Source organism: Halonotius roseus (assembly GCF_006861655.1).
In the GTDB taxonomy this organism is placed as follows: domain Archaea; phylum Halobacteriota; class Halobacteria; order Halobacteriales; family Haloferacaceae; genus Halonotius; species Halonotius roseus.
Genome location: NZ_SESI01000001.1, coordinates 169,896 through 192,070, shown reverse-complemented (window position 1 = coordinate 192,070; position 22,175 = coordinate 169,896). Strand labels below are relative to the sequence as shown.

General features: G+C 65.1%; 24 protein-coding genes and 1 tRNA gene. 16 read left to right on the top strand and 9 right to left on the bottom strand.

Translation table 11 applies throughout. From position 1 onward, the window contains the following. Positions 1-52 precede the first annotated feature (52 nt). From EWF95_RS01010 to EWF95_RS01000, 3 genes are all read right to left on the bottom strand, one after another. Positions 53-1,030, bottom strand: coding sequence for a transcription initiation factor IIB (locus EWF95_RS01010; protein ID WP_142442124.1), 978 nt, complete (start codon positions 1,028-1,030; stop codon positions 53-55). 432 nt (positions 1,031-1,462) lie between these two features. Continuing rightward, positions 1,463-1,535, bottom strand: a tRNA-Arg gene (locus tag EWF95_RS01005). Between the two features lie 41 nt (positions 1,536-1,576). Beyond that, positions 1,577-1,837: a Sec-independent protein translocase subunit TatA/TatB gene (locus EWF95_RS01000; RefSeq protein ID WP_142442123.1), complete on the bottom strand. Its 261-nt coding sequence runs from the start codon at positions 1,835-1,837 to the stop codon at positions 1,577-1,579. A gap of 96 nt (positions 1,838-1,933) precedes the next feature. On the opposite strand from EWF95_RS01000, the gene EWF95_RS00995 reads away from it, so the two are divergent. Further along, positions 1,934-2,410, top strand: coding sequence for a redoxin domain-containing protein (locus EWF95_RS00995; RefSeq protein WP_142442122.1), 477 nt, complete (start codon positions 1,934-1,936; stop codon positions 2,408-2,410). Positions 2,411-2,442: 32 nt separating this feature from the next. Here the strand turns inward: EWF95_RS00995 and EWF95_RS00990 are convergent, their stop codons facing one another. After that, positions 2,443-2,880: a dCTP deaminase gene (locus tag EWF95_RS00990; protein WP_142442121.1), complete on the bottom strand. Its 438-nt coding sequence runs from the start codon at positions 2,878-2,880 to the stop codon at positions 2,443-2,445. A 72-nt stretch (positions 2,881-2,952) separates the two neighbouring features. On the opposite strand from EWF95_RS00990, the gene EWF95_RS00985 reads away from it, so the two are divergent. The 4 genes from EWF95_RS00985 to EWF95_RS00970 all read left to right on the top strand — a co-directional run bounded on the left by EWF95_RS00985 (position 2,953) and on the right by EWF95_RS00970 (position 9,579). Then, positions 2,953-3,753: an HD domain-containing protein gene (locus EWF95_RS00985; RefSeq protein ID WP_142442120.1), complete on the top strand. Its 801-nt coding sequence runs from the start codon at positions 2,953-2,955 to the stop codon at positions 3,751-3,753. A 45-nt stretch (positions 3,754-3,798) separates the two neighbouring features. Beyond that, positions 3,799-5,955 (top strand): type II/IV secretion system ATPase subunit, encoded by a 2,157-nt coding sequence (locus EWF95_RS00980; RefSeq protein WP_246055606.1) that lies wholly within the window; start codon positions 3,799-3,801, stop codon positions 5,953-5,955. Between the two features lie 8 nt (positions 5,956-5,963). After that, positions 5,964-8,009: a type II secretion system F family protein gene (locus EWF95_RS00975; protein ID WP_142442119.1), complete on the top strand. Its 2,046-nt coding sequence runs from the start codon at positions 5,964-5,966 to the stop codon at positions 8,007-8,009. A 211-nt stretch (positions 8,010-8,220) separates the two neighbouring features. Then, positions 8,221-9,579 carry an MFS transporter gene (locus tag EWF95_RS00970; protein ID WP_142442118.1) on the top strand — a complete coding sequence of 453 codons (1,359 nt, stop codon included), beginning with the start codon at positions 8,221-8,223 and terminating at the stop codon, positions 9,577-9,579. Between the two features lie 50 nt (positions 9,580-9,629). Here the strand turns inward: EWF95_RS00970 and EWF95_RS00965 are convergent, their stop codons facing one another. Further along, complete coding sequence (locus EWF95_RS00965; RefSeq protein WP_142442117.1) at positions 9,630-10,103, bottom strand: DUF3592 domain-containing protein; 474 nt, start codon at positions 10,101-10,103, stop codon at positions 9,630-9,632. Positions 10,104-10,251: 148 nt separating this feature from the next. Between EWF95_RS00965 and EWF95_RS00960 the strand changes: the two genes are divergently transcribed. Continuing rightward, entirely contained in the window at positions 10,252-10,842 is a 591-nt protein-coding gene (locus EWF95_RS00960) for an archaellin/type IV pilin N-terminal domain-containing protein (protein ID WP_185911655.1), read from the top strand. A 45-nt stretch (positions 10,843-10,887) separates the two neighbouring features. Here the strand turns inward: EWF95_RS00960 and EWF95_RS00955 are convergent, their stop codons facing one another. Both EWF95_RS00955 and EWF95_RS00950 read right to left on the bottom strand, forming a co-directional pair. Further along, positions 10,888-11,715 (bottom strand): HpcH/HpaI aldolase family protein, encoded by an 828-nt coding sequence (locus tag EWF95_RS00955; RefSeq protein WP_142442115.1) that lies wholly within the window; start codon positions 11,713-11,715, stop codon positions 10,888-10,890. Continuing rightward, complete coding sequence (locus EWF95_RS00950) at positions 11,712-12,683, bottom strand: hydroxyacid dehydrogenase (RefSeq protein WP_142442114.1); 972 nt, start codon at positions 12,681-12,683, stop codon at positions 11,712-11,714. Before EWF95_RS00950 ends, EWF95_RS00955 begins: the two co-directional genes overlap by 4 nt. A gap of 104 nt (positions 12,684-12,787) precedes the next feature. On the opposite strand from EWF95_RS00950, the gene EWF95_RS13370 reads away from it, so the two are divergent. The 4 genes from EWF95_RS13370 (at position 12,788) to EWF95_RS00935 (ending at position 16,380) form a co-directional block, all read left to right on the top strand. Then, positions 12,788-12,925 carry a hypothetical protein gene (locus EWF95_RS13370; RefSeq protein ID WP_185911654.1) on the top strand — a complete coding sequence of 46 codons (138 nt, stop codon included), beginning with the start codon at positions 12,788-12,790 and terminating at the stop codon, positions 12,923-12,925. A gap of 81 nt (positions 12,926-13,006) precedes the next feature. Further along, on the top strand, positions 13,007-13,291 hold the full coding sequence (gene eif1A / locus EWF95_RS00945) for a translation initiation factor eIF-1A (protein WP_120084228.1): 285 nt from the start codon (positions 13,007-13,009) through the stop codon (positions 13,289-13,291). A 297-nt stretch (positions 13,292-13,588) separates the two neighbouring features. Beyond that, positions 13,589-14,668, top strand: coding sequence for a sensor histidine kinase (locus EWF95_RS00940; protein WP_142442113.1), 1,080 nt, complete (start codon positions 13,589-13,591; stop codon positions 14,666-14,668). Further along, a complete protein-coding gene (locus tag EWF95_RS00935; protein WP_142442112.1) occupies positions 14,665-16,380 on the top strand; it encodes a bacterio-opsin activator domain-containing protein in 1,716 nt (571 codons plus the stop codon). The genes EWF95_RS00940 and EWF95_RS00935 overlap by 4 nt, the downstream gene beginning before the upstream one ends. Here EWF95_RS00935 and EWF95_RS00930 read toward each other — a convergent pair. Continuing rightward, positions 16,374-16,955, bottom strand: a complete 582-nt coding sequence (locus tag EWF95_RS00930) for a response regulator transcription factor (protein WP_142442111.1) — start codon at positions 16,953-16,955, stop codon at positions 16,374-16,376. The genes EWF95_RS00935 and EWF95_RS00930 overlap by 7 nt on opposite strands. A 162-nt stretch (positions 16,956-17,117) precedes the next feature. Here EWF95_RS00930 and EWF95_RS00925 point away from each other — a divergent pair, with 162 nt between their 5' ends. The 3 genes from EWF95_RS00925 (at position 17,118) to EWF95_RS00915 (ending at position 18,780) form a co-directional block, all read left to right on the top strand. After that, the gene (locus tag EWF95_RS00925; protein WP_142442110.1) at positions 17,118-17,477 is read left to right on the top strand and encodes a winged helix-turn-helix domain-containing protein; all 360 of its coding nucleotides are present in this window, start codon (positions 17,118-17,120) and stop codon (positions 17,475-17,477) included. 125 nt (positions 17,478-17,602) lie between these two features. Next, positions 17,603-18,001 carry an ArsR/SmtB family transcription factor gene (locus tag EWF95_RS00920; RefSeq protein WP_142442109.1) on the top strand — a complete coding sequence of 133 codons (399 nt, stop codon included), beginning with the start codon at positions 17,603-17,605 and terminating at the stop codon, positions 17,999-18,001. 74 nt (positions 18,002-18,075) lie between these two features. Beyond that, entirely contained in the window at positions 18,076-18,780 is a 705-nt protein-coding gene (locus tag EWF95_RS00915) for a hypothetical protein (RefSeq protein ID WP_142442108.1), read from the top strand. A gap of 36 nt (positions 18,781-18,816) precedes the next feature. On the opposite strand, the gene EWF95_RS00910 is transcribed toward EWF95_RS00915, so the two are convergent. Beyond that, positions 18,817-19,548: a hypothetical protein gene (locus EWF95_RS00910; RefSeq protein WP_142442107.1), complete on the bottom strand. Its 732-nt coding sequence runs from the start codon at positions 19,546-19,548 to the stop codon at positions 18,817-18,819. A 395-nt stretch (positions 19,549-19,943) separates the two neighbouring features. Between EWF95_RS00910 and EWF95_RS00905 the strand changes: the two genes are divergently transcribed. From EWF95_RS00905 to EWF95_RS00895, 3 genes are all read left to right on the top strand, one after another. Further along, positions 19,944-20,279: a hypothetical protein gene (locus EWF95_RS00905; RefSeq protein WP_142442106.1), complete on the top strand. Its 336-nt coding sequence runs from the start codon at positions 19,944-19,946 to the stop codon at positions 20,277-20,279. A gap of 42 nt (positions 20,280-20,321) precedes the next feature. Then, positions 20,322-20,549, top strand: a complete 228-nt coding sequence (locus tag EWF95_RS00900) for a hypothetical protein (RefSeq protein ID WP_142442105.1) — start codon at positions 20,322-20,324, stop codon at positions 20,547-20,549. Positions 20,550-20,660: 111 nt separating this feature from the next. Further along, positions 20,661-22,142: an MATE family efflux transporter gene (locus EWF95_RS00895; protein WP_142442104.1), complete on the top strand. Its 1,482-nt coding sequence runs from the start codon at positions 20,661-20,663 to the stop codon at positions 22,140-22,142. Positions 22,143-22,175 lie beyond the last annotated feature (33 nt).

Sequence of the window (22,175 nt, the reverse complement as noted above, 5' to 3'; positions counted from 1 at the left end):
ACCGATCAGCACCGCGTTCCACGATGCCCACGCGACGCCGGTTCGGCTTCGACTACTGTACCAACTCGCCGTGATTGAGTTCGAGCAGCTCCTTGTAGCGGTTTCGGATCGTCACCTCGGAGATGTCGGCGACCTCGCCGACCTGACTCTGTGTGACCTTCTGGTTTGTCAGCAGCGCGGCCGCATACACCGCGGCGGCGGCGAGCCCGACCGGTGACTTCCCGCTGGTGACGGCGGCGTCCTTTGCGGCCCGCAGCAACGCCCGGGCCTCGCGTTCGACCTCCTCGTCGAGGTCGAGCCGGGAGACGAACCGCGGGACGTACTGTTCAGGATCGGCCGGCTTGACTTCGAGGCCGAGCTGCCGGACGATATACCGGTAGGTGCGGGTCATCTCCATCTTCTCGACCCGGGAGACCGCGGCAAACTCATCGAGGCTGCGAGGGTTGTTCAGTTGGCGCGCGGCGGCGTAGAGCGCGGCGGTCGCAACGCCCTCGATCGAGCGACCCGGGAGGAGATCCTCATCGAGTGCGCGACGATAGATTACCGATGCTGTCTCGCGGACGGCCTTCGGGAGCCCCAACGCCGACGCCATCCGATCGATCTCACCGAGGGCCTGCTTGAGATTCCGCTCCTTGCTGTCGCGGGTGCGGAACCGCTCGTTCCAGGTGCGGAGCCGCTGCATCTTCTGGCGTTGGTTCGACGACAGTGACTTGCCGTAGGCGTCTTTGTCCTGCCAGCCGATGTTGGTCGACAACCCCTTGTCGTGCATCATGTTCGTCGTCGGCGCGCCGACGCGGGACTTCGAGTCGCGTTCCGCGCTGTCGAAGGCCCGCCACTCCGGCCCGCGGTCGATCTCGTCGCTCTCGACGACAAGGCCGCACTCCCGGCAGACGGTCTCGCCGTGTTCCTCGTCGGTGATGAGCTGGCCGCTACACTCGGGGCAGCGGGTCGTCTCATCGACCGCCTCGGTCTCGGATTCGGTTTCGTGCTGTCGGACGGTTGATGTGGGTTGTGGTGTGCTGTTGCTCATTGATTGGGTGTTCGTGGATGGCCGCTACCTGGAGAAAGAATATGAGAGGGTAGGGCCGAGTCCGTACAATACATACAGCACCGAAGCTTATAAATATAACGGTTGAAATCAGTGGTGTGATACCCACGCACGTGGTATTTTCATCTGCGAGTGCTGTGATATGAAGTGCGTAACCACTTTTGCGCCGTTTATTGTTTCATCACCGCTCGCTTACTTCGCTGCTGCTCACTCTCGTTCGCAGACAGCGGACATGTGTGGGACTCCCGCGAGCGAACGTAGTGGGCGAGGGGAACTCGGCCATGCCCGAGACCGACCAACTGGGAGGGAACGGGGATGGCGGGATTCGAACCACGGTCGTTTCGCTCACGCTGTTCGCTTCACTCCCTGCTTCGAATCCCCACGCGGTCACTGCTCGTTTGCGCTCGCAGATGACGGGCATGATGGGATTCGAACCCACGATCGAGCGGTTAGGAACCACTCGCCTTGTCCACTAGGCCACATGCCCCACAAAAAGATACGCTCGCGGTCGGCGATCCGCCTGCCGGCTCAGTTCGTTGATTCTCTCTCGGTTTCGAGCTCTTCGTCGTCGAGTTCCGAGACATCCTCAACCGGCTCTGCCTCCGGGTCGGCGGCCTCGTTGAGTTCCTTCTCGATATCCTCACGCCCCTTTTTGAATTCGCCCATCGCTTCACCCGTTGAGCGGGCAAGCTTCGGGATCTTGTTCGCGCCAAACAGCAACACAAGCACGAGCAGGATGATGAGCATCTCTGGGCCGACCGGACCGAACAACGGGAGCAGGCTACTCATGCATCCATCTACCCCGGTGGCGAATATATGCCTTTTGCTCGGCCGATCCGTCTCCGCACCGTAACCTTCAACGTCGAACCGCCCGATAGCGGGACTATGCTCACTGTTGGCGACGACGCACCCGATTTTGCGGCTCCGCTCGTAAGCGAAGAGACCGAACCGTTCCGCTTCTCGAATCGCCGCGGCAGCGGCCCGGTCGTGTTGGCCTTCTTCCCGGCGGCGTTCTCGACGACCTGCACCGCGGAACTCTGTACGTTCCGCGACGACCTCGGCCGCTTCACCGATCTCGACGCGACCGTCTTCGGGATCAGCACCGACCTCCCCTACGCGCTCAGTCGGTTCCGCGAGGCCAACTCGCTGGGCTTTGATCTCGTCAGCGACAACGACGGCGCGATCATCGACGCCTACGATGTGGCCGAAGACTGGGATCACATCGCGCTCCCGAAGGTCGCCCAGCGGGCCGTCTTCGTGATCGACGCCGAGGGGATCGTCCGCTACGTCTGGCGCGCCGACGACCCCGGCGAGGAACCCGACTACGATGAGGTCGCCGAGGCGGTCGAATCGCTCGACTGAGCGCGTTTGTGATCGCCCGACAGAGGGGCCAGTTAGGATCGCTCAACGCGTCGAACCGTCGAGACGCGGGCGTTCTCCTTGAGCTTGAGTCCGGCACCCCCGACACTCAGCGGAATTCGGTCGAGCGTCCGAGTGTGGAGCGTCGGGTGGAACGCACCGCGGGCCAGTAGTTCGTCGCGCGTCTGAACGACCAGTGTCGCGTTCTCCGGTGGCGACAACGTTTCGTTGTGCTCGATGAGATACTGGCCCTCCTCAAGCGTCCACCACTCGTAGTCGTCATCCGGGTTGCGTTTGGCGGTCGGATGCGGCTCGGTCGCGGCGGCATCCAACTCGCCGCCGCCGAAATCGACGCGTCCCGGCTCCGTTATTTCGCACACGTCGCTGACGGTGAGATCGAGGCCCACCCCCTCGGTTTGTGTCGGTTCGTGAACGATGCCGTCGATGAAGGCGGTGAGATCTGTGGTCGGCATGTGTCACGGTACGTAACCCGACAGTAAAGCAGTGGTGTGGGTTTTTGCCCAACGGGTGGTTACGCTACCCGTATGCGATCACCCGATGGCGTTTCGGCCTACGACCCCGACGCCGACCACCCATTTCCTGACACAGAGCTCAACAACATCCTACCAATCCTCACTTCCGATCCTGAGATCACGACCTACCTCAACGCCCAGAACGTCACCGCTGTCGATCGGATGGGGTACAGCGACCACGGCCCGAAACACATCGAGATCGTCCGCGACCGCGCGCTCAGGCTCTATTCGCTTTTGAAACGCGCCGATGTCGACTTCAACGGCGCGAGCCAACAGGGCCTCGACGAGCGATTTGAGCCCGTGATTCTCGTTCTCGCCGCCACGCTCCACGACATCGGCCACGTTGTCCACCGCGAGGATCACTCCTACTACTCGATCCCGCTTGCGGCCGACCTCCTCGATCGACTGCTCGGCGACCGCTACGACACCGAGACCGCGGTCAAGCTCAAAAGCGAGGTACTGCACGCGATTCTCTGTCATCACACCGAAGAGACGCCGCTGACAACTGAGGCGGGGGTTATCCGGATCGCTGACGGCCTCGACATGGAGCGGGGTCGCTCACGCATCCCCTACGAACACGGCGGCCGTGGGATCAACACCCTCTCCAGTCAGGCCATCGAGGATGTGCGACTCAAAGCCGGCGACGACACCCCCGTCTTGGTCGAAATCGAGATGAACAACGCTGCCGGCGTCTATCAGGTCGACAATCTCCTGAAAGCAAAGCTGGCGAACTCCCGGCTCGAAGGCCAGATTCGCATCATCGCGGTCAACACAAAAGGCGACGACGGGTTGGTCGAGCGGATCGAGCTGTAGCCGGCGAGATTTTAAACCGGAAGCGGCGGCCACAGCCGCCACCTCATGTCGAACCCCGACCGCCCGACACCGATCGATGCCGACACGGCACCCCCCGATGGGTCGATCGCCGCTGATCTGCTTGCTCGGCTGCGTCGGGTCGTCCGCGCGCTTCGTGGCTCGACGTTCGACCCCCGCCCTTACGATCCCGCGGTCGACGACCCGCTGGCGACGTTCTCGGTTCCCGACGGTGAGCGGGAGCTCGATCGCTACTGGGTGAACCGACCGTTTGCCTTTGTCGTCATCACCGAACACGACGCTGACGGCGACCGATCGTACTACGCCGTCGAGCCGGATCTCGATCGCTTCGAAGTTGAGCTGCTTGATCGCGTTCGCAACGACATCCGCGCGCCGCTGCTCTACGAGACCGACGACGGTGAAACCGAACCAACAGCCGATGTCGCTACCGACGCCAGCGATGCGATGGCCGTCGATCACGACATCAGGGCGGCCACGCCTGCCGAGGGATCGAACGACGACACCGATATCGATGCCACCTTTGTCGACACCTCTGCCGAAACGGATGGTGACCTCGACGATCCAGTCGCTGATCCCGCTGCTGATCGCGTTGCTGACGGGGGCGATGCTGACACTGTCGGTGCTGACGCTGCTGGTGCTGACGCTGCCGATGCTGACGCCGCCGGTGCCGACGCTGCCGGTACTGACGCCCCCAGTGCTGACGCCGCCGCCGAGCGACTGCGTACCGAACTCGCCGCGCTGATCGAGCGGTACGGGATCACCGTCGACAGCCGGACGTTCCACGCGCTGTGGTACTATCTGCACCGCGATTTCCGCGGCTACGGCCGGCTTGACCCGCTCTTGGCGGACGATCAGATCGAGGATATCTCCTGTGATGGCCCCGACCATCCGGTGTTCATCTACCACGAAACCCACGCTGACCTCGAAACTAACGTTGCCTTTGACCCCGCCGCACTCGACGATTTCGTCGTCCGACTGGCCCAGCAGGCCGGCCACCATATCAGCGTTGGCGACCCGCTCATCGAGGCGACGCTGCCGGATGGCTCGCGGGCGGAGCTCAGTCTCGGCGAGGAGGTCACGCCACACGGCTCGGCGTTTACGATCCGGCAGTACGCCGCCGACCCGTTCACCCCGATCGACCTCATCGAGCGTGGCACCTTCGACGCCGCGGGGTTGGCCTACTGCTGGCTCTGTATCGAGCACAACAAGAGCCTGCTGGTCGCCGGTGGCACCGCCGCCGGCAAAACCACCACGCTGAACGCGCTGTCGATGTTTGTGCCGCCGGGCGCGAAGGTCGTCACCATCGAGGACACCCGCGAGCTCACCCTCGCCCACGATAACTGGCTGGCGGCGGTCACCCGGGAGCAACTGACCGAGGGCACCGCCATCGGCATGTACGACCTTCTGCGGTCGGCCCTCCGGCATCGCCCGGAGTACCTCTTGGTTGGCGAGGTTCGCGGCGAGGAGGCACAAACGCTGTTTCAGGCGATGAACACCGGCCATACGACGCTGTCGACGATTCACGCCGACTCCATCGAGACCGCCGTTACCCGGCTGGAAAACGAGCCGATCGGCCTCCCGCGGACGATGGTCGAGTCGCTCGATCTGCTCGCCGTCCAGACACAGCGACGCCTTGGGGGCCAGCGCGTCCGGCGGGTTGAACGCATCGCCGAGATCCGCGGGATCGACGACCGGACGGGCGATCTCGATTACGCCAATCCCGTCGCCTGGCAGCCACAAGCCGATAGCTTCACCCGATCGCACAGCGAGGTGCTGGACTCGATTCGGGCCGAACGCGGCTGGGAGCCCGCCGATCTACAGGCGGAGCTTGCCGCCCGCGAACAGTTCCTGAACACGCTGTGGGAGCAAGGGGTGACCGACTACCGCGAGTTCACCGCGCGCCTTGCCGACTACTACGTCGACGACACCGAAGATGCCGCCGAAGACGCTGACGACACCGATCGACAGGAGAAGCAGCCAACCGCCGCGACGATGCTGAACAGCCAATCCTCAGCCGCGTCGCCGCCTGGTAAATCCCCCGATGACGCCTCGTCGACAACGGCTTCTGACAACGCCGCCGATGCTCCGGTATCGAACACCGATGCTCCGATATGGGAGACCGACGATGCCGACGACACCGTCGACCAGTTCGATGACGCGCCACCGTCGACCACGGGGAGTTGATCGCGCTGATGACCCTCACCCGATTGATCGATTCTCGTCGCCTACCGGAGCTTCGGTCGACGATCCGGTCGCTCGGGGGTCGATTGCGGTGCGGTGTTGATGCCATCGCGCTCGCGTGGTGTCGCCCGCTCGTCCCGGCGTCCGGTCGCCGCGAGCGGCACGCACGGCTGGCGGCGATCCACGCCGACAGCCCACCGGATCTTATCACCGCTCGAACCGCCTTGTACGCCGTTCTCACCGGATTTGCTGGTGGATTGGCGACGCTGTCGGCGATCCTCCTGCTCCGTGCTGAGCCCGCAATAGTGACACAGCAGACCAGCCGGATCGGTGCCGATGCGATCGCTCTCCCACTGGTACCGACGGCCGCGTTCGCGGGTGGCTGTAGCCTCCTTGTCGCCGTCGCTGTTGGGGTGTCAACCTACCGACTTCAGTGGGAGCTCATCGATCGGCGAGCGGCCGCCCGCGAGCGACGGATCGATCGGACGCTTCCACGCGCTGTCGCGTGTATGTACGCCCTCGCTCGCAGTGGGATGCCGTTGCCGGCGGTGTTGCGGACGGTGGCTGCCCACGAGGGTGTGTACGGCGAAACCGCTGTCGCCATCGCGGTGACTGTCCGTGAGATCGATCACTTCGGGGCTGACGTGATCTCCGCGCTTGCGGCGACGAGCGATCGCACACCGTCAGCCGAGTTCGCGGAGTTCACGTCGGATCTCGCCGCTGCTGTCGACAGCGGGCAACCGATCGACGACTACCTCCACCAACAGCATGAGCGGTACCGTGAGGCTGCTGTCGACAGCCAACAGGGGTTTCTCGACCGGCTTTCGACCGCCGCCGAGGGGTACGTGACCGGCCTGGTTGTCGGTTCGTTGTTCGTGGTGACGACGCTGACGATCGTCGGATTGGTCGTTACCGACACGCTCCCGGTGTTGGGCGTGGTCACCTTCGGGCTCATCCCGATCGGGACGGGCGGCTTTCTGTTCGGGCTCGATCGGCTGCTTGCGGGTCGGAGGTTCCCCGCGGCACCCCACGATCACAGGGGGCCATCGCAGCGATCTACCGATCCGCCGGGTGGGCATGGACAGCCCCAGCCGACGACAACCACGCGAGCCTGGGCACACCAGCGATCGATGCTTCGGATCGTGGATCGGCTGTCGCGGTGGCGTCGCTGGCTGCGGCGGCCGACGGCAACGCTTGCGGCCAACCCGTGGCTGACGCTGGTCGTGACCGTTCCGCTTGCTGTCGGCTGGATCGGTATCGCCATCGAGCCACCGCGGCTGTCGTTGGCGACGCTCCAAACAGCCACCCACCCGCTGTCGATCGCAGCGATCGGCATCTGTGGCGGCTACGCGGTCGCCTACGAGTTCGGTGCGGCCCGCCGTCGCCGACTCACGGCCGCCGTGCCGGCGTTTCTCGACCGGCTTGCCGGCGTCAACGAGGCTGGCCTCTCGGTCGTCGACGGCCTCGATCAGGTGGCCGACGGCGATCTTGGCGCGCTCTCGGAGCCGATTGGGCGGGCGCGGCGCGATGTTCGGTGGGGTGCCGACGTGACGAGCGCGCTCGGGCGGCTGGCACGGCGGTGTCGCTCGCCGGCGGTTTCCGGTGCTGTCGCGTTGGTCACCAACGCTTTGCGTGCCAGCAATCGGATCGGCCCGGTCGCCGCCATCGCCGCCGCGGAGCTCCGCGCTAGCCAGCGACTCGCCCGTCGTCGCCGGCGGGCGATGGCAACGTATCTCGTCGTGATCTACGTCGCCTTTCTCGTCTTTCTCGGGATCATCGCCGCGCTGTCGGTGTCGTTCATTCCGGCGATCGAGACCGCGGATGTGGCGACCGGCGCGCTGTCGACCACCGGGGTTCCCGGCCCCGGTGTCGGCCGCGGTGGGCGTGTGGCCGCCGCTGTCGACCCCTACGAAACGCTGCTCGCACAGGTTGCAACCGTCCAGGCCGTGTGTTCCGGCCTTGTTGCCGGCCGCCTCGGCGAGGGTCGGCTCCGAGCCGGCGTCAAACACGTTGCGGTGCTGTTGGTGCTCGCCCAGATCGTCCTCCGGGTGATCTAACTCCTCTGTATCAATCGCTATATCGGAGCAGACATATTGTCCCCGTAATGGACCGACCTCCGGGTCGAGTGATAGCTGTTCACCCACAGCAACGACGAGCAGGGCGCGGTGAATCCGCTGGCAGAATGACAGCGAGTCCCTCCATCCACGACAGAACAGCACCGAGTCCCTCCACCCACGACAGAACAGCACCGAGTCCCCACGCCAACCGATGAGTCGCGTGCGCGTCGACGCCGAACAGACCGGCCTGTTGGGTGCGCTCAGACAGTTTTTCGCCCTCCAGCGGGATGTGCTGGTGTTGTCGCTGGCGATGTTCGCCTTCAGCCTCGGGTTTCAGATGACAAGCCGGTTTCTCCCCGAGTATATCGTCGCGCTCGGGGCCTCAGGGTTCGTCGTTGGGCTGTTCGGCACCGTCGGCAACGTCGTCTCGGCAGTCTTCCCGTATCCGGGTGGAGCCATCTCCGACCGGATCGGCTCCCGGTACGCGCTCACCCTGTTTGGGTTGCTGTCGACGCTCGGCTTTGGGATCTGGCTGGTCGCGCCGACCCTCGGGGCGATCAGCGTTGCCGGCGTGACGATCCAGCCGTGGGTGTGGATCTTCGTCGGGCTGCTGTTTGCACAGGGGTGGAAATCCTTCGGCCTTGGAGCGACGTTTGCGGTCGTCAAACAGGCGACCGACCCCTCGCGGCTGGCGGCCGGCTTCGCCAGCACCGAGACGTTCCGCCGGACGGCGTTTCTCATCGGCCCGGTGGTTGCGGCCGTCCTCATCGATCTCCATCCCGCCTTCACGGTGAGTTTTCGATATGTGCTTGCGGTCGCCGTCGGCTTCGGTATCATCGGCACGCTCGCCCAACACGTCCTCTATGACGCCAGCGAGGACGCCATCGGCGACTCCTTTGCGGGGATCGATCAGATCAAACGCGATCTGCGGGAGCTGCCCGATCCGCTTCGCCCGCTGTTGATCGGCGACACGCTCGTCCGGTTTGCCAATGGGATGGTGTACGTCTTCTTCGTGTTGGTGATCACCCAGTTCTACCAGGTTGGCTTCGAGACGACGATCTCGCTGGCGGGGTTTTCGTCTGTGATCGACCTCTCGCCAGCGGCGTTTTTCGGCTATCTGCTTGGCGTCGAGATGCTGGTCGCCCTTCTTTCGATGATTCCGGCCGCAAAGGTCGCCGAGGGGGTGGGGCTCAAACCCGTGGTCGCCGTTGGGTTTGCGGTGTACGCGCTGTTCCCGGTCGTCCTCATCGGCGGGCCAGCCGTGTTGGCCCCGGCGGTGCCGCTACAGTGGGCGATGGTGCTCATCTTCGCGTTTTCGGGACTGCGGTTTGCCGGACTCCCCTCGCATAAAGCACTGATCGTCGGGCCGGCCAAACAGGGTGCTGGCGGGCGCGTCACGGGGACGTACTATCTCCTGCGCAACACCGCTGTGATCCCGAGTGCCGCCCTCGGGGGTGCGCTGTGGGAGTTTGTGAGCCCCGAGATCGCCTTTACGATCGCCGCCGTGATTGGGGTGGTCGGAACCGGCTACTTCCTGCTGTTCGGCGAGGAGTTCGAGGCGTATCTGTGATATGGCTGTTCTACTGTTGAGCACGATAGCTCGGCGATATCGGTGGCTCGCTACACCACGAGAAGCACTCCACCCACCAGGGCGGCAAGCCCGATCACAACCAGTGAGATCGCCGTGGCCGTCTGGGGGTTGGCGATGAGAAACGAGTGTGCCGGGTCGTCCGGATCGTAGTAGACGGTCGTCTGCCCCCCAGGCTCGTAGTCGGCGACCGCCGTCTCGGCGGCGGATTCGGGACCGAACTGCTTGGCAAACTGGCTGTTGCCGGGGTAGACGGTCGTTCCCTCCCGTCGTTCCGTCGGGGTTCGATACTCGTAGTCGACAACGGGCACGTAGCTCTGTGAGCCACCAGAGCCTCTGACCAGCTGTATCCGTTTCCCGTTGATCGTCCCGGTCGTCTCGACGGCTCGCCGGGCGACCGCACGCAGCCGCAGGTATCGCCGACCGCCAACACCCGCCAGAAGAAGACCACCACCGATGGCGACGATAGCGAGGAGATCAACCACGCCGATGGCTGAGCCGATCATATCTCATATTGGCGATCAGCCCACTAAAAACCGGATCACCGCCGGTGCGGCCGGACACGCCGCCATCGAGGGCACCACAGCGACCACCGCGGTGGTGTTACACGTACACTTATATCATTTCGATCACAAGGCTAGGATAGCGGTTACCATGTTCAGCACTGGTTCGCGCGGACAAGTAGGGACAGGTACGCTCCTCGTCTTCATCTCGGTGGTGCTCGTTGCGGGTGCCACCGCCGGTGTCGTCACCAACACAGCCGGCTTTCTGCAGTACCAATCCGATCAGACGAGCGAGAGCAGCACAGCGGAGGTGAGCGACCGCCTTGAGGTCGCCTACTCGGTCGGTGTCGTTGGCAGCGATGGGTCGTCAGCCGAACTCGAAGGGCTGGAGCTCATCGTGAAGCCGGCCGCCGACGCAACCGCCATCGAGTTGGATAACACGACGGTGCAGTATCGGAGCCCTGATGGGGTGACCACGCTCGTAAGCAACGGCTCACAGGATGCGACGGGGCCGACATTCAGCGTTGAGCCGCTCCAAGGCGACGCCGCTGATGGCGTCCTCAGCGACCCGTCCGATCGGGCGAAGCTTGCGATCCCACTTGACGGCGAGACGGCAGCGTTGAGGTCGCTCCGCCGCGGGGAGGCCGTCGAGCTCACACTCACGACCGGCAGCGGCGCGGACACGCAGGTACAGCACACGGTTCCAGCGGTCGCTCCGGATGACGGGGCCGTCAAACTGTAACCGACTCAACGCTCCTCGCGTTCGGTTTCTTTTCGCGGGTCGCAGCTACTCCTCGCCTGCCGTTACCGTCGCCAGCCGATCGCTGAGTACCTGCCGCACCGCTCCGATGTCGTCGCCGATGCGGACGATCTGAAAGCCGTCGTCGACAGCGTCGGCCGCGGCGTCGGGATCGTTCAGGATCCGCCCCGCGGGAACGCCGGCATCGAGACAGGCCTCCAGCGTGGTGTCGATGCCGTCGGCAACGGCGTCGGGACTCTTCGTGAGCGGGTCGCCGCCGGACATCGACATCTCCATATCCGCCGGACCGAGGAATGCGAAGCCGAGCTGTGGCACCGAGAGAATCGACTCAAGATTGTCGAGGGCGCGTTCGTTTTCGATCATCGTCCCGACGAGCACGTCCTCGTCGGCATCGCCGACGTGGCTGTCGGCGTAGCCGGCCCACCGGCTGCCGCGGCCGATGCCGACGCCGCGGTCGCCGACATCGCCGTCATACGAGAAGTAGGCCGCCTCGATGGCGGGTCGGAGTTCCTCGGCTGTCTCGACTCGCGGGATCAACACGGTTCGAACGCCGGCATCGACGACCTTGCGGACGATCGAGGGTTCCGGCATCGGGATCCGCACCAGCAGTTCGATGTCGACCACGTCGGCCGCCCGTGTCAACTCTTCGAGGGCGGTGCTGTCGTAGGGACTTGGCCCACCGTGTTCGAGATCCAGCCAGACGAAATCGAGGCCAAGCTCGCCGAAGACCTCGATCATCGTCGGCGAGAACGTCGCCGCGCTCGTGCCGAAGACCGGCTTGTCGTTCTCGACCGCTCGGCGGATCGCGTTGTTCGTTTGCTTGTTCGTTCCGTTATCTGTCCCGGTGTCCGTCATTGGACGGCCCCCTCGATTGCCTCGCGGTTGACCGTGGAGTCGGGAATCCCGCCCTCGTAGACGGTGCGGACGTTGGCGGCTGCGCGCTCGCTCATCCGCTGGAGGGCTTCGACGGTGACGCCGCCGAGGTGTGGTGTGAGCAACGCGTTGTCCTGATCACACAGCGGATGGGCTTCGCCGGGGGGTTCGTTTTCGAAGGTGTCGAGGGCGGCCCCGCCGATAGCCCCTGAGTCGAGGGCGTCGATCAGGGCGTCCTCGTCGATAACGCCGCCGCGGGCGGTGTTGATGATGACGCCTGTTTCGCCGAGGGCGTCGAGCTGTTCGGTCGAGACCGCGCCGCGAGTCCCTGGAACCAGCGGGACGTGGAGGCTGACGGCGTCAGATCGCTCAAAGAGCTCAGTGAGGGTTTTCACGCGGACGACGCCGTCTCGGATCGACTCGTCGTGGTGGGGATCGTAGGTGATGATATCGATCCCGATCCCCTCGGCCAGCCGGGCGGTTTCCCTGGCGATCGAGCCAAACCCCATCAGCCCGAGGGTGTCGCCGTCGAGCTCGCGGCCGCAGTAGTCGTTTCGCTCCCAGCCGCCCGAACGGACGTGGCGGTCGGCGGTGTGGAGATTGCGGCGGATCCCAAACAGCAAGGCGATCGCGTGTTCGGCGACCGAGCGGGCGTTGACGCCAGGGGTGTTGCAGACGACGATGTCGCGCTCGCTGGCGGCGTCGATATCGACGTTATCGAGGCCGCTACCGTGTTTGGCGATCACCTTCAGTCGGTCGGCGCGGTCGATCACGTCGGCGTCCAGCGGGGCGACGCGGACGATCACCGCGTCGTAGCGGTCGATATCGTCGAGTGCGTCGTCGACGCTGTCGTACTCGTCCATGCCGGTACACTCCGCGAAATCAGCGATGGCGGTGGGGCCTGCGGGATCGATTGCCGGCGGCAGCAACACCTGCCAGGTGTCTGTCATAGCGACCGTTCGATGTCCAGGTGCAAAAGTATGTACTGTCCCGGGGTCGACCGCCCGCTGTTCGCGGCCGCGGGGTTTACTTGCGCGGGCAGTGATGTGTTCGTATGGTGCTTGGCCCACTGACAACGCTGTTCGATACTGTTGGGCCGTTTCTGATCCCGGTGGTGCTCTTTGTCGGCGGCCTCATCGGCTATCTGGTGTTGCGATGGCTGTTTCAGCGACGCGAAACCGACACGGAGTGACCGGTGGGTGCTGTCATCACATCCCATGTCGGTGACGGCAAGATGCCACGATTTAACTGGCTTCGGAGCCCCTAGAGTGGTGTGTCAGAAGAATCAGGCCGGAACGATCTCCGGATGCCAGACGAAAACGAGATGTTCGCGGTCGTCACCGATATGCTCGGTGGGGGCCGCGTTCGGCTGCGCTGCAACGACGGGAAAGAGCGGATGGGCCGTATCCCTGGTCGGATGCGGTTCCGCACGTGGATCAACGAGGACGATATCGTCCTTATCGAGCCGTGGGATTGGCAAGACGAGAAGGCTGATGTCGAGTGGCGATACGACAGCCAGGATGCCGACCAGCTTCGCCGCGAAGGCCACATCGACTAACGAGCCTCGATTTTGCTGACCGCAATTGCTCCCCGCCAGCGCTGCTGATCGCAATCGACCTCTCCGCGTTGCTCACGACCATCTTCGCTCCTTGGCTATCGCCATCCGAACCGGAGCGGTAGCTGTCTTGCCGCTGTCGGGTGACAGCCGGCGGTGACGATTACTAGAGGGTGAGTCTTACACCGAGGGGCGACCACGCGAAGATATGTCGTTGATCGATACGGATCGAGTCGCTCCGACCATCGGAACGCAGCCCAGTCGCCATCGGGATGCCGGCCGTCGCGGTCGATAGCGCGCATGGACGGTGCTTCCGACCCCTCCGAGGCGACGCCGCTCCCCCCGGACGCGCTGCCGGTACCAATCGTCGGCGTCGACCAGCAGGACGACGCGGGCGTCATCACAACTGTCAACGACGCCTTCGCCGCACGGTTCGGCGACGCCGCCGGAACGGCGGTCGACGCGTGGGTCGACGCCCACGCCGCCTCAACGGCGTCGTCGACTGCGATCGATGACGCGGTGGCCGTCCTCCGTGGTGACGCCGCTGGCGATGTCCAACTCCGATTGCAACCCGCTGGCGAGGGCGACTGCGACGTGGCCTGCTACCGGTTCCAGCCGATCGACCGACCCACCGCGGAGCTGACCTACACGGTGGTAACCCCCCGTGAGGCGACCCCCAGTGTCGCCGTCGACCGCCTAGCCAGCGTCATCAGTCACGACCTCCGAAACCCACTGGACGTGGCCGACGCTCACCTGCAGGCCGCCCGCGAAACTGGTGATCCCGAACACTTCGAGCAGTTAGCGGCCGTCCACGACCGGATGGCCCGCATCATCCAGGATGTGCTCACCCTCGCCCGCGGTGAGGATGCCCTCAACCCGGTGACCGGTGTCGATCTCGCGGCCGTCGTCGCCGACGCGTGGGCAACTGTCGACACCGAGGCCGCCTCGCTGTCGATCGACGACGAGCTGCCGACGTTGGCGGCCGATCCCGACCGGCTTCAGCGGCTCTTCGAGAATCTGTTTCGGAACAGCGTTGAACATGGTTCAACGAGCAGTCGGACAGAGTCCGACGATAGCGTGGAGCATGGCTCCACGGGCAGCCGGTCGCAGACCGGTGACGATACGCTTACCGTCACCGTCGGCCGCGTCGGCGACGGCTTCTTTGTCGCCGACGACGGCGTTGGGATCCCGGCCGACGATCGCCAGCAGGTCTTCGATTCTGGCTACGTCCGCGACGACAGCGGCCTCGGCACCGGTCTCGGGCTGACGATCGTCGAGGAGATCGCCGACGCCCACGAGTGGTCGGTCTCGCTCACCGACAGCGAGGCCGGCGGCGCGCGCTTCGAGTTCCACCCCCGGGAGGAGCCGTCAACCACATGAGCCCACACGTTGTACACGCGTCCAACGAACCGATGAACGAGGCCTTGGCGACCGCCCCGATCGGCGTGATCGAGGCGACGACCGACGGCGAGATCACCGCGGTCAACGAGCGGGCAGCGACGCTCATCGAGACCGCCCCCGAGGCCGCCGTCGGCGAGCCGCTGGCGACCGGCTTTCCGGCCTCAGCCGCCGACCACCTCAGTGGGATCCTCGACGACGAGCCGACGCCGACGGCCTTCGAGGAGTATTATCCCCGGATCGATCGCTGGCTCGCCGTCGACGTACAGGTCGACGACGGCCTCCGGCTGTTCGTTCGTGAGACGACCGAGAAACACGATCTCCGGCAGCGCGCCGAGCGACTTGATCGGCGGCTCGATCGCGTCCAGCGGATCGACGCGCTGATCGTCCGGGTCCTCCAGCATGTGATCGGCGCGGCCGACCGCGAGGAGATCGCCCGCTCGGTCTGTGAGCGACTCGGCGGGGCCGACCGGTACGACTTCGTCTGGGTTGGCACCCGGGAGTTCAACACCGATCGGCTCCGGGTTGTCGACACCGCCGGCACCGCCCCGGAGCTCCGCGATCGGATCGACACCGCTCTCGGCGAGACCGACAGCCTGCCGGGCCAGCGCGCCGTCGACACCGGAGAGACACAGGTGATCGACGCCTTCGCCGACGACGCGTCCTCGCCCCGCGGGGTTCGGCAGGCCGCTTTCGCCAGCGGCCTCCAGTCCTGTCTGGCGGTGCCGCTGGAGTATCAGGAGACGGTGTACGGCGTCGTCTCGGTGTACGCCGGCCAGGCCGATGGGTTCAGCGAGCAGGAACGGGCCGGGCTGGAAACGCTTGGCCGGGTCGCCGGCTTTGCGATCCGGTCGATCCGCCAGGAGGATCTGCTCGTCGCCGACACCGTGACCGAGGTGATGCTGTCGGTTTCCGGTGAGTCAATCCCGCTGGATCGGGCTGCCGCCGAAACTGACACAACGTTTTCGCTGTCGGGGGCTGTCCCTCGCGGCGACGGCCCGGTCATCTGTTATGTTACGCCGGAGTCCGATGTCGTTGCTGTGGCCGATGATGATGATGATGATGATGATGAGGGAGCTACCGATGCCGACCCGAGTGCCGACGATACGACCGACGACGACAGCACAGCAGCCACCGACGTTGCCGACGAGGCACCGACCACACACACGATCACGCAGACGCTCGAAGCCTCCGAGCAGGTCACGGACGTATCGTGGATCCGGGTCGGCGACGACCCGCTGTTACAGGTCACCGTGGCCGGCGAGACGCCGGTGACCGCGCTCACCGGGTGGGGGGCGTCGATCACCTCGGCGACCTACCGCGGCGGCTCGACCCGGATCGTCGCCGAAGCCCCACCCGAGGAGAGCGTCCGGCGGCTGATCGAAACGGTCGACGACGTGGTCGACGACACCGACCTCCTCGCCAAGGAGGCAACGACACCCAGCCCGGAGCCGGTCGCGGCGTTCCGCAATGAGCTGGCCGACCGGCTGACCGACCGCCAACAGGCCGCTCTCCGGGCGGCCTACCTCGCCGACTACTTCGAATCGCCGCGGGGGAGTACCGCCGCCGAGGTCGCCGACAGCCTCGATATCGCCGGGCCGACGCTGCTGTATCACCTCCGGCGGGCCCAGCGCAAGCTGGTGGGAGCGTTTCTGGCGACCGATCCCGCGACGCCGGCCGGGAGCGATCAGTAACCCTCGCGGTCGATCCCATCGAACGTCGACAGCAGCGTGTCGGCTTCCGGCAGCAGGTCACGAACGCGCCGTTCAGCCGTTTCGAGGTCGGCCTCGATCGCGGCAAGACGGTCGTCGGTGTCGGCTGTCGCGGCGGTATCGGCCGCAAGGACAGCCCGGGTCGATTCGAGCCGGAAATACTCGCCGAGCAGCTCGTAGGCCAACACCTGACACTGTTGGTCGATGGCCGCATGCAGATCCGCCCGATCGACCGGTTTTGAGAGATAGTCGTCGAACGGCATCTCGACAACCCCGAGGTCGGGATCGATCGCGGTCACCATGATCACCCGGGTGGTGAGCTCACGGTCGCGGAGCTCCGCAAGCACCTCGTCGCCGGACAGCCCCGGCATATGTCGATCGAGAAGAACGACATCCGGTGGGCGGCCCTCCTCGACGACGGACAGCCCCTCCTCGCCACCGTAGGCGACGGTTACGTCGGCGACATCCTCCAGGCGCAACGCGTAGGCGTCGGCGACCTGCTTCTCGTCGTCGACCATGAGCACCCGCGGTTCATCGACGTGGAGCCCCGAACCCATTGTCGGATAGTGGGACGGCACTGTACTAATAGTCGGTGGACGCCGATGCCGCGTGCCGCCCCACCACCACCGGAGTGAAGATACCTAGAGGCCGATCGCCCACCTGCCTGTGACTGGTAGCCACCGGCTATAGCGGGAAGGCAGTCCGCTAGCTAAGTACGGATGTCAACGACCCAGCAATCCACGGATGCGGTTCCGCCGGAGACGACGCGAGCCGACAGCCCGCCTGCCCCCGGAGTCGATGTCGACGCTGTCCTTGAGCTGCTGAGCGACGAGTACGCCCGCCGGGTCATCGACGCGCTGTCCGATCGCCCGGCCTCGGCACCTGCGCTCGTGGAGTCGCTGTCAGCATCGCGGGCGACGGTCTACCGCCGGCTTAACGATCTCGAAGCCGCCGGCCTCGTCGAGGTTGCTGTCGCTGTCGATCCTGACGGCCACCACCGCAAACGCTACCACCTCGTCGTCGATGAGCTGCAGGTCGGGTTTGGTGTCGACGGGATCAAGGTCGACCTCGGCCCGTAGCTGTCACCCCCACCCGCTGGCTGCCAGTTTGACCGTTTTCTGTATAGCTAGATACCCGCTTGCTCCGCGGTTGGTACTAGAAGCCCCATGATAGATCCCCTGGTCGTTCGACGATTAGCCCAACGATGGCAACCCCACCAACGACGCTGCCTCCGTCCCACGACCAGCGGGCCGACGAGGGGTCGGTCGACACCGAGCAGTTGCTTCGGCTGCTCGGCGACGAGTACACCCGCGCCGTCGTCGACGCTCTCGGAAGCGAGTCGCTGCCGGCCCGGGAGATCGCCGCCCGCGCCGATGTCTCACGGCCGACCGTCTACCGCCGGCTCGACCGCTTGGAGACCGCCGGCGTCGTCGAACCGACGATGACGGTCGATCCCGACGGCCACCACCGGCAGGCCTTCGAACTCACCATCGACGGCTTTGATATCCATCTCGGCGACACCACACCGTCGTCCGGTGAGTCACCCACTGCTGAGGGGTCGCCGGCGTCGATCACGCTGTCAGTCCGGTCGGAATCGCCCTAACAGCCGCGGCGAGACCACCCACCTGATCGCCGGAAACCATAATCTGTTTGTCGAACCGACCACCATCGCCGACAATGCCCTCCACCAGCGACGCCGCCGACAGCTCCTCGGAGCTTGACGCTATCGTCACCCGGTACCATCGGCTCGAACGCGCCGCCAGCGGTGTGACCGCCCTGCTTGTCGGGCTTGCAGCTGTCGGACTGATACTCGCACTGCCGTTGTGGCAGGGCGTTCTCGCCGCCGTGACCGTTCTCGGCGCATTTCGGATCCCGCTGTTTACCACAGGCGGAACCGCCCGCCTGCGGACGGGGGCCACGCCGGCGACCGTTCGGGACGCCTTTGTTGGCCCGCGGCCGCCGGTGCTCGCCCTCCAGTGGGGGATCGCCGACAGCGTGACCACCGCCGAGACGGGAGGCAGCTTCGAGCTCTCCTATCTCCTCGGGCTGCGATCGATCACGATGGCGACGACGATCGAGGAGTCATCGTCGACAGCAGGTGAGAAGCCCTCGTCGACAGCGAGTACGGAATCGTCGTCGACAGCCACCGAGTTCACGCTTCGCGTAACCGCTGGCGACTCGCCGTGGGGCAGCTACGATGTGACGCTGACCGAACAGGACGGCAACACGCTCGTCGAGATCGATGTGCGGAGCGACCGGCGGTTCGGCCTCCGCGGGCTGCCGGCGTGGCTGGTCGCCCAGCAGTATTACGACGCCGCACTCGACGCGCAAGGATACACGGTTCTCGACCGAGAGCGGTCGCTCTCGCTTCGCGGTGCCTGAACTCGGGCCGGGTCGCTCTCGTCGTCGACGGCGTCGTCAGCTCTCGTCGTCGACGGCGTCGTCATCGCCGTAGCGATCCCCATCGTCGACAGCCTCCGGCTCCTCGGGTTCGTAGGCGTCCTCGTCACCGTAGGAGGATCGTGCGGCGATGACCGAGGCCTCCTCCGACCAGCGGGTTTCGATCTCGCCGTACAACGATTCGGGGGCTGTTTCGGCGTGATCCTCGTAGGGCGTGGCCTCATCTTGGCCGTAGATATCGCCGGATTCGACGGCTTCGGGCTCCGGGGGCTCGTAGGCAACGCCATCGCCGTACTCTGGGGCCGCGCTGTCGGTGTCGGCTGCGGTCACCGCCTCCGGAAGTTCAACGACGGTTTCCGGCGGTTCGGCATCGGCTGGATCCAACTGAACCGTGTTGCCGTCGGCGTCCTCGATGACGACGCTCGGGGGTGTGAGCCACTTATCGGGCGCGTCGGCGATGCCGCCGGCGTAGGCGTAGGCGGTTTCGATGCTTTCGCCGTCGGCCAGCGAGACGCTTAGTTCGAGTTCCTCGCCGCGGGCCGTCCAGTGGTCGGCCGTCTCGCCGTCGAACTCCACCAGCGTCGCGTCGACACCGGCTGGCAGCGACTCGGTGAGCGTCACCTGTCGGGAGCCGGCCTCGAACTGTTCGATCACGATCACGATCGCCGGATCCGGATAGATCTCCTCGTGGTAGGATTTGTGTACTGTTACGCCGCCGCCGGAAAGGGCAATCGGGTCTGCGTCGCTCATATCTCGGATGGTTGTGTCCCCATATCAACGGGTCAGTAATGAGTGTATGGGTTCCGCTCACAGGGTACTAACCAATCGGTGGCGGTTTGTTGGCCGCCGCGGGTGTGAGGAGGGCCGAAGACGGGCCACCGTCCGGGTGGCCGCTACGGCGGCGTGTCGGCACCAACGGGGACACGGTGGTGTCAGCGGTGGGTGGCGATCCTGGGGTGCTCTCGGAGTGCGTGGTGAACCCGGAACCGGTGCGATCCCGGCTGTGGGACGGTTCTGGGGTGTCGAGTGTGGGTGATGATCCCCACCAGATACCAGCTGTTCCCGGGTAAAAACACCCCTTGGCGTGTTTCTGAGGCTGAAACACGTAATGGCGGTTTAGGTGGTATCGGTGCCACAGATATCTTATGCCACTCGCATCCCCGCCCCAAGAGTCGACGACACCACCCGAACAAACCTGTGCCGACGCGTTGCTCCTCCGAAACTACGAGGGCGCACAGACGGTCACGGTCGATGTCACCATCAGCGACGACGGCACGCCTGTCCACGAGACGACAGTCACACTCGATCCACTGACGCTCAAAAGCATCGACCTTCCGATCGCTCCCGGCGACTACCGCGTGCAGGCAGCGACCGACGACAACGACGCCGCGTCGATCTGCACGCTCGGCTCCGCGCCGACTGAGCTCGCCTTCGTCGAGGCCGGCAACGGGATCGTCAGCGTCGTCGGCGAGGCCTACTGATCGGACGCAACGTTCATTGGGCTCTCATCGCATTCATCACGCATGTCCGATTGGTCGCCACCGACCCTCTCCCGTGGGCAGCTCGCCGGGATCGTCGTCACCCTCCTCGCGGCGGCTGCCTACTCGCTGGTCATCGTCCAACAGCTCCTCCTCGTCGTCGTTCCGGCGGCCGCGCTACTCGCCGTCTATCTCACCTGGCGGTTCATCGTCGCCGTTGAGGCGATCGCCGACGCGCTCCAGCGGATCGCCGACCACAAAACCGAAGAGTAGTGCGCCGAGACAACACGATTTATTTGCCTCAGTCCCCTACCACACAACAGTGTTTCCTGCCGAAACTCGCCGTCTCGCCGTTGACGATCAGCTGACCGCTGGAGGTCGCCGATGAGCCTCCGGCGTCGCCTCGGGAGCCTGTTTAAGAGCCAGTCGGAGCTCGATCTCACCAACGGCTCGATCCCGCGGTCGCTGTTCTTTCTCTCGTTTCCGATCGTCATCACCAATTTGCTGCAGGTCGGTTACAACCTCGCCGACACCTTCTGGCTGGGACAGTACAGTACGGAGGCGTTGGCGGCGATCAGTCTCGGCTTCCCCTTGGTGTATTTGTTCATCTCGCTGGGCCTCGGCCTCACCGTCGCCGGCAGCGTGCTCGTCGCCCAACACACCGGGGCCGACCAGCCCGCCAAAGCGGAGTACGCCGCCTCACAAACGGTCGTCTTCACCCTGCTGGCGGGACTCGTGCTTGGCGCGCTCGGCTTTCAGTTCGTCGCCGAGCTGTTGGGCGTGTTCGGCGCGGAGCCGGCCGTCTTGGAGCTGGCGACCGACTACATGGAGGTCATCAGCCTCGGGCTGCCGTTCCTTTTCGGGTTCACTGTCTTCATCGCGCTGATGCGTGGGGCCGGCGACACCGTCACGCCGATGCTCGTCATGTTTGGAACCGTTGTGCTCAACGTCGCCCTCGACCCGCTGTTGATCTTCGGCGTTGGGCCGCTGCCGGAACTCGGCGTCGAGGGGGCGGCGATCGCCACCGTCTTCGCCCGCGGGTCGGCGATGGTTGTGGGGCTGTGGCTCATGTTCCGGGGTGCTCACGGGATTCAGATCCACCTCCGACAGATGATCCCGGATCTCGCCTACAGCAAGAAGCTGCTCCGGATCGGCGTCCCCGCGTCGGTCGAAAACACCGGGCGAGCGATCTCGGTCAACGCCGTGTTGGTGATCGTGACGCTGTTTTCGACGCCGGTCGTCGCCGCCTTCGGCGTCGGCATCCGCGTCTTCTCGATGATCTTCATGCCCGCCATCGCTATCGACCGCGGTGTTGAGGCGATGACCGGGCAAAACATCGGCGCGGGCCGGCAGGATCGCGTCGTCGCCACCAACCGGTTTGCGGCGAAAACCTCGTTTCTGATCCTCTCGGCGCTCGGCGTTGTCACCTTCCTCTTCGCGCCGGAGATCATCCGCGTCTTCGATGACTCGCCGGCTGTTGTCGCCGAGGGCGCAACCTTCCTCCGGTGGATCGCACCGACGTTCGGCTTTGTCGGGATCCTGCGAGCCTACAGCGGCGGCTTCCGCGGAGCCGGCAAAACGCTGACGGCCGCCGCCATCGCGGTGCTGTTGTTTGGGTTTATTCGGCTGCCGATCGCCTACGTCGCCTCTCAGGGGCTGGTTCCGATCGACGCCTGGTTTTTCGCCGATCCAAACCCCACCGGGATCTGGTTTGCCTTCGCCGTCTCCGGGGTGATCGCGGCGGTCGTCGCCGCCGCTTGGTTCGAACGCGGCGGCTGGCGCGGCGGCGACCTGACAGACCGATCGCCTGTCGAGGAGGCGACCGATGCCGACGGCGACGATCCGACAGCGATCGGCGACGACTGACTGATGGTCTTCGGTGACGACCACCGCTGACCA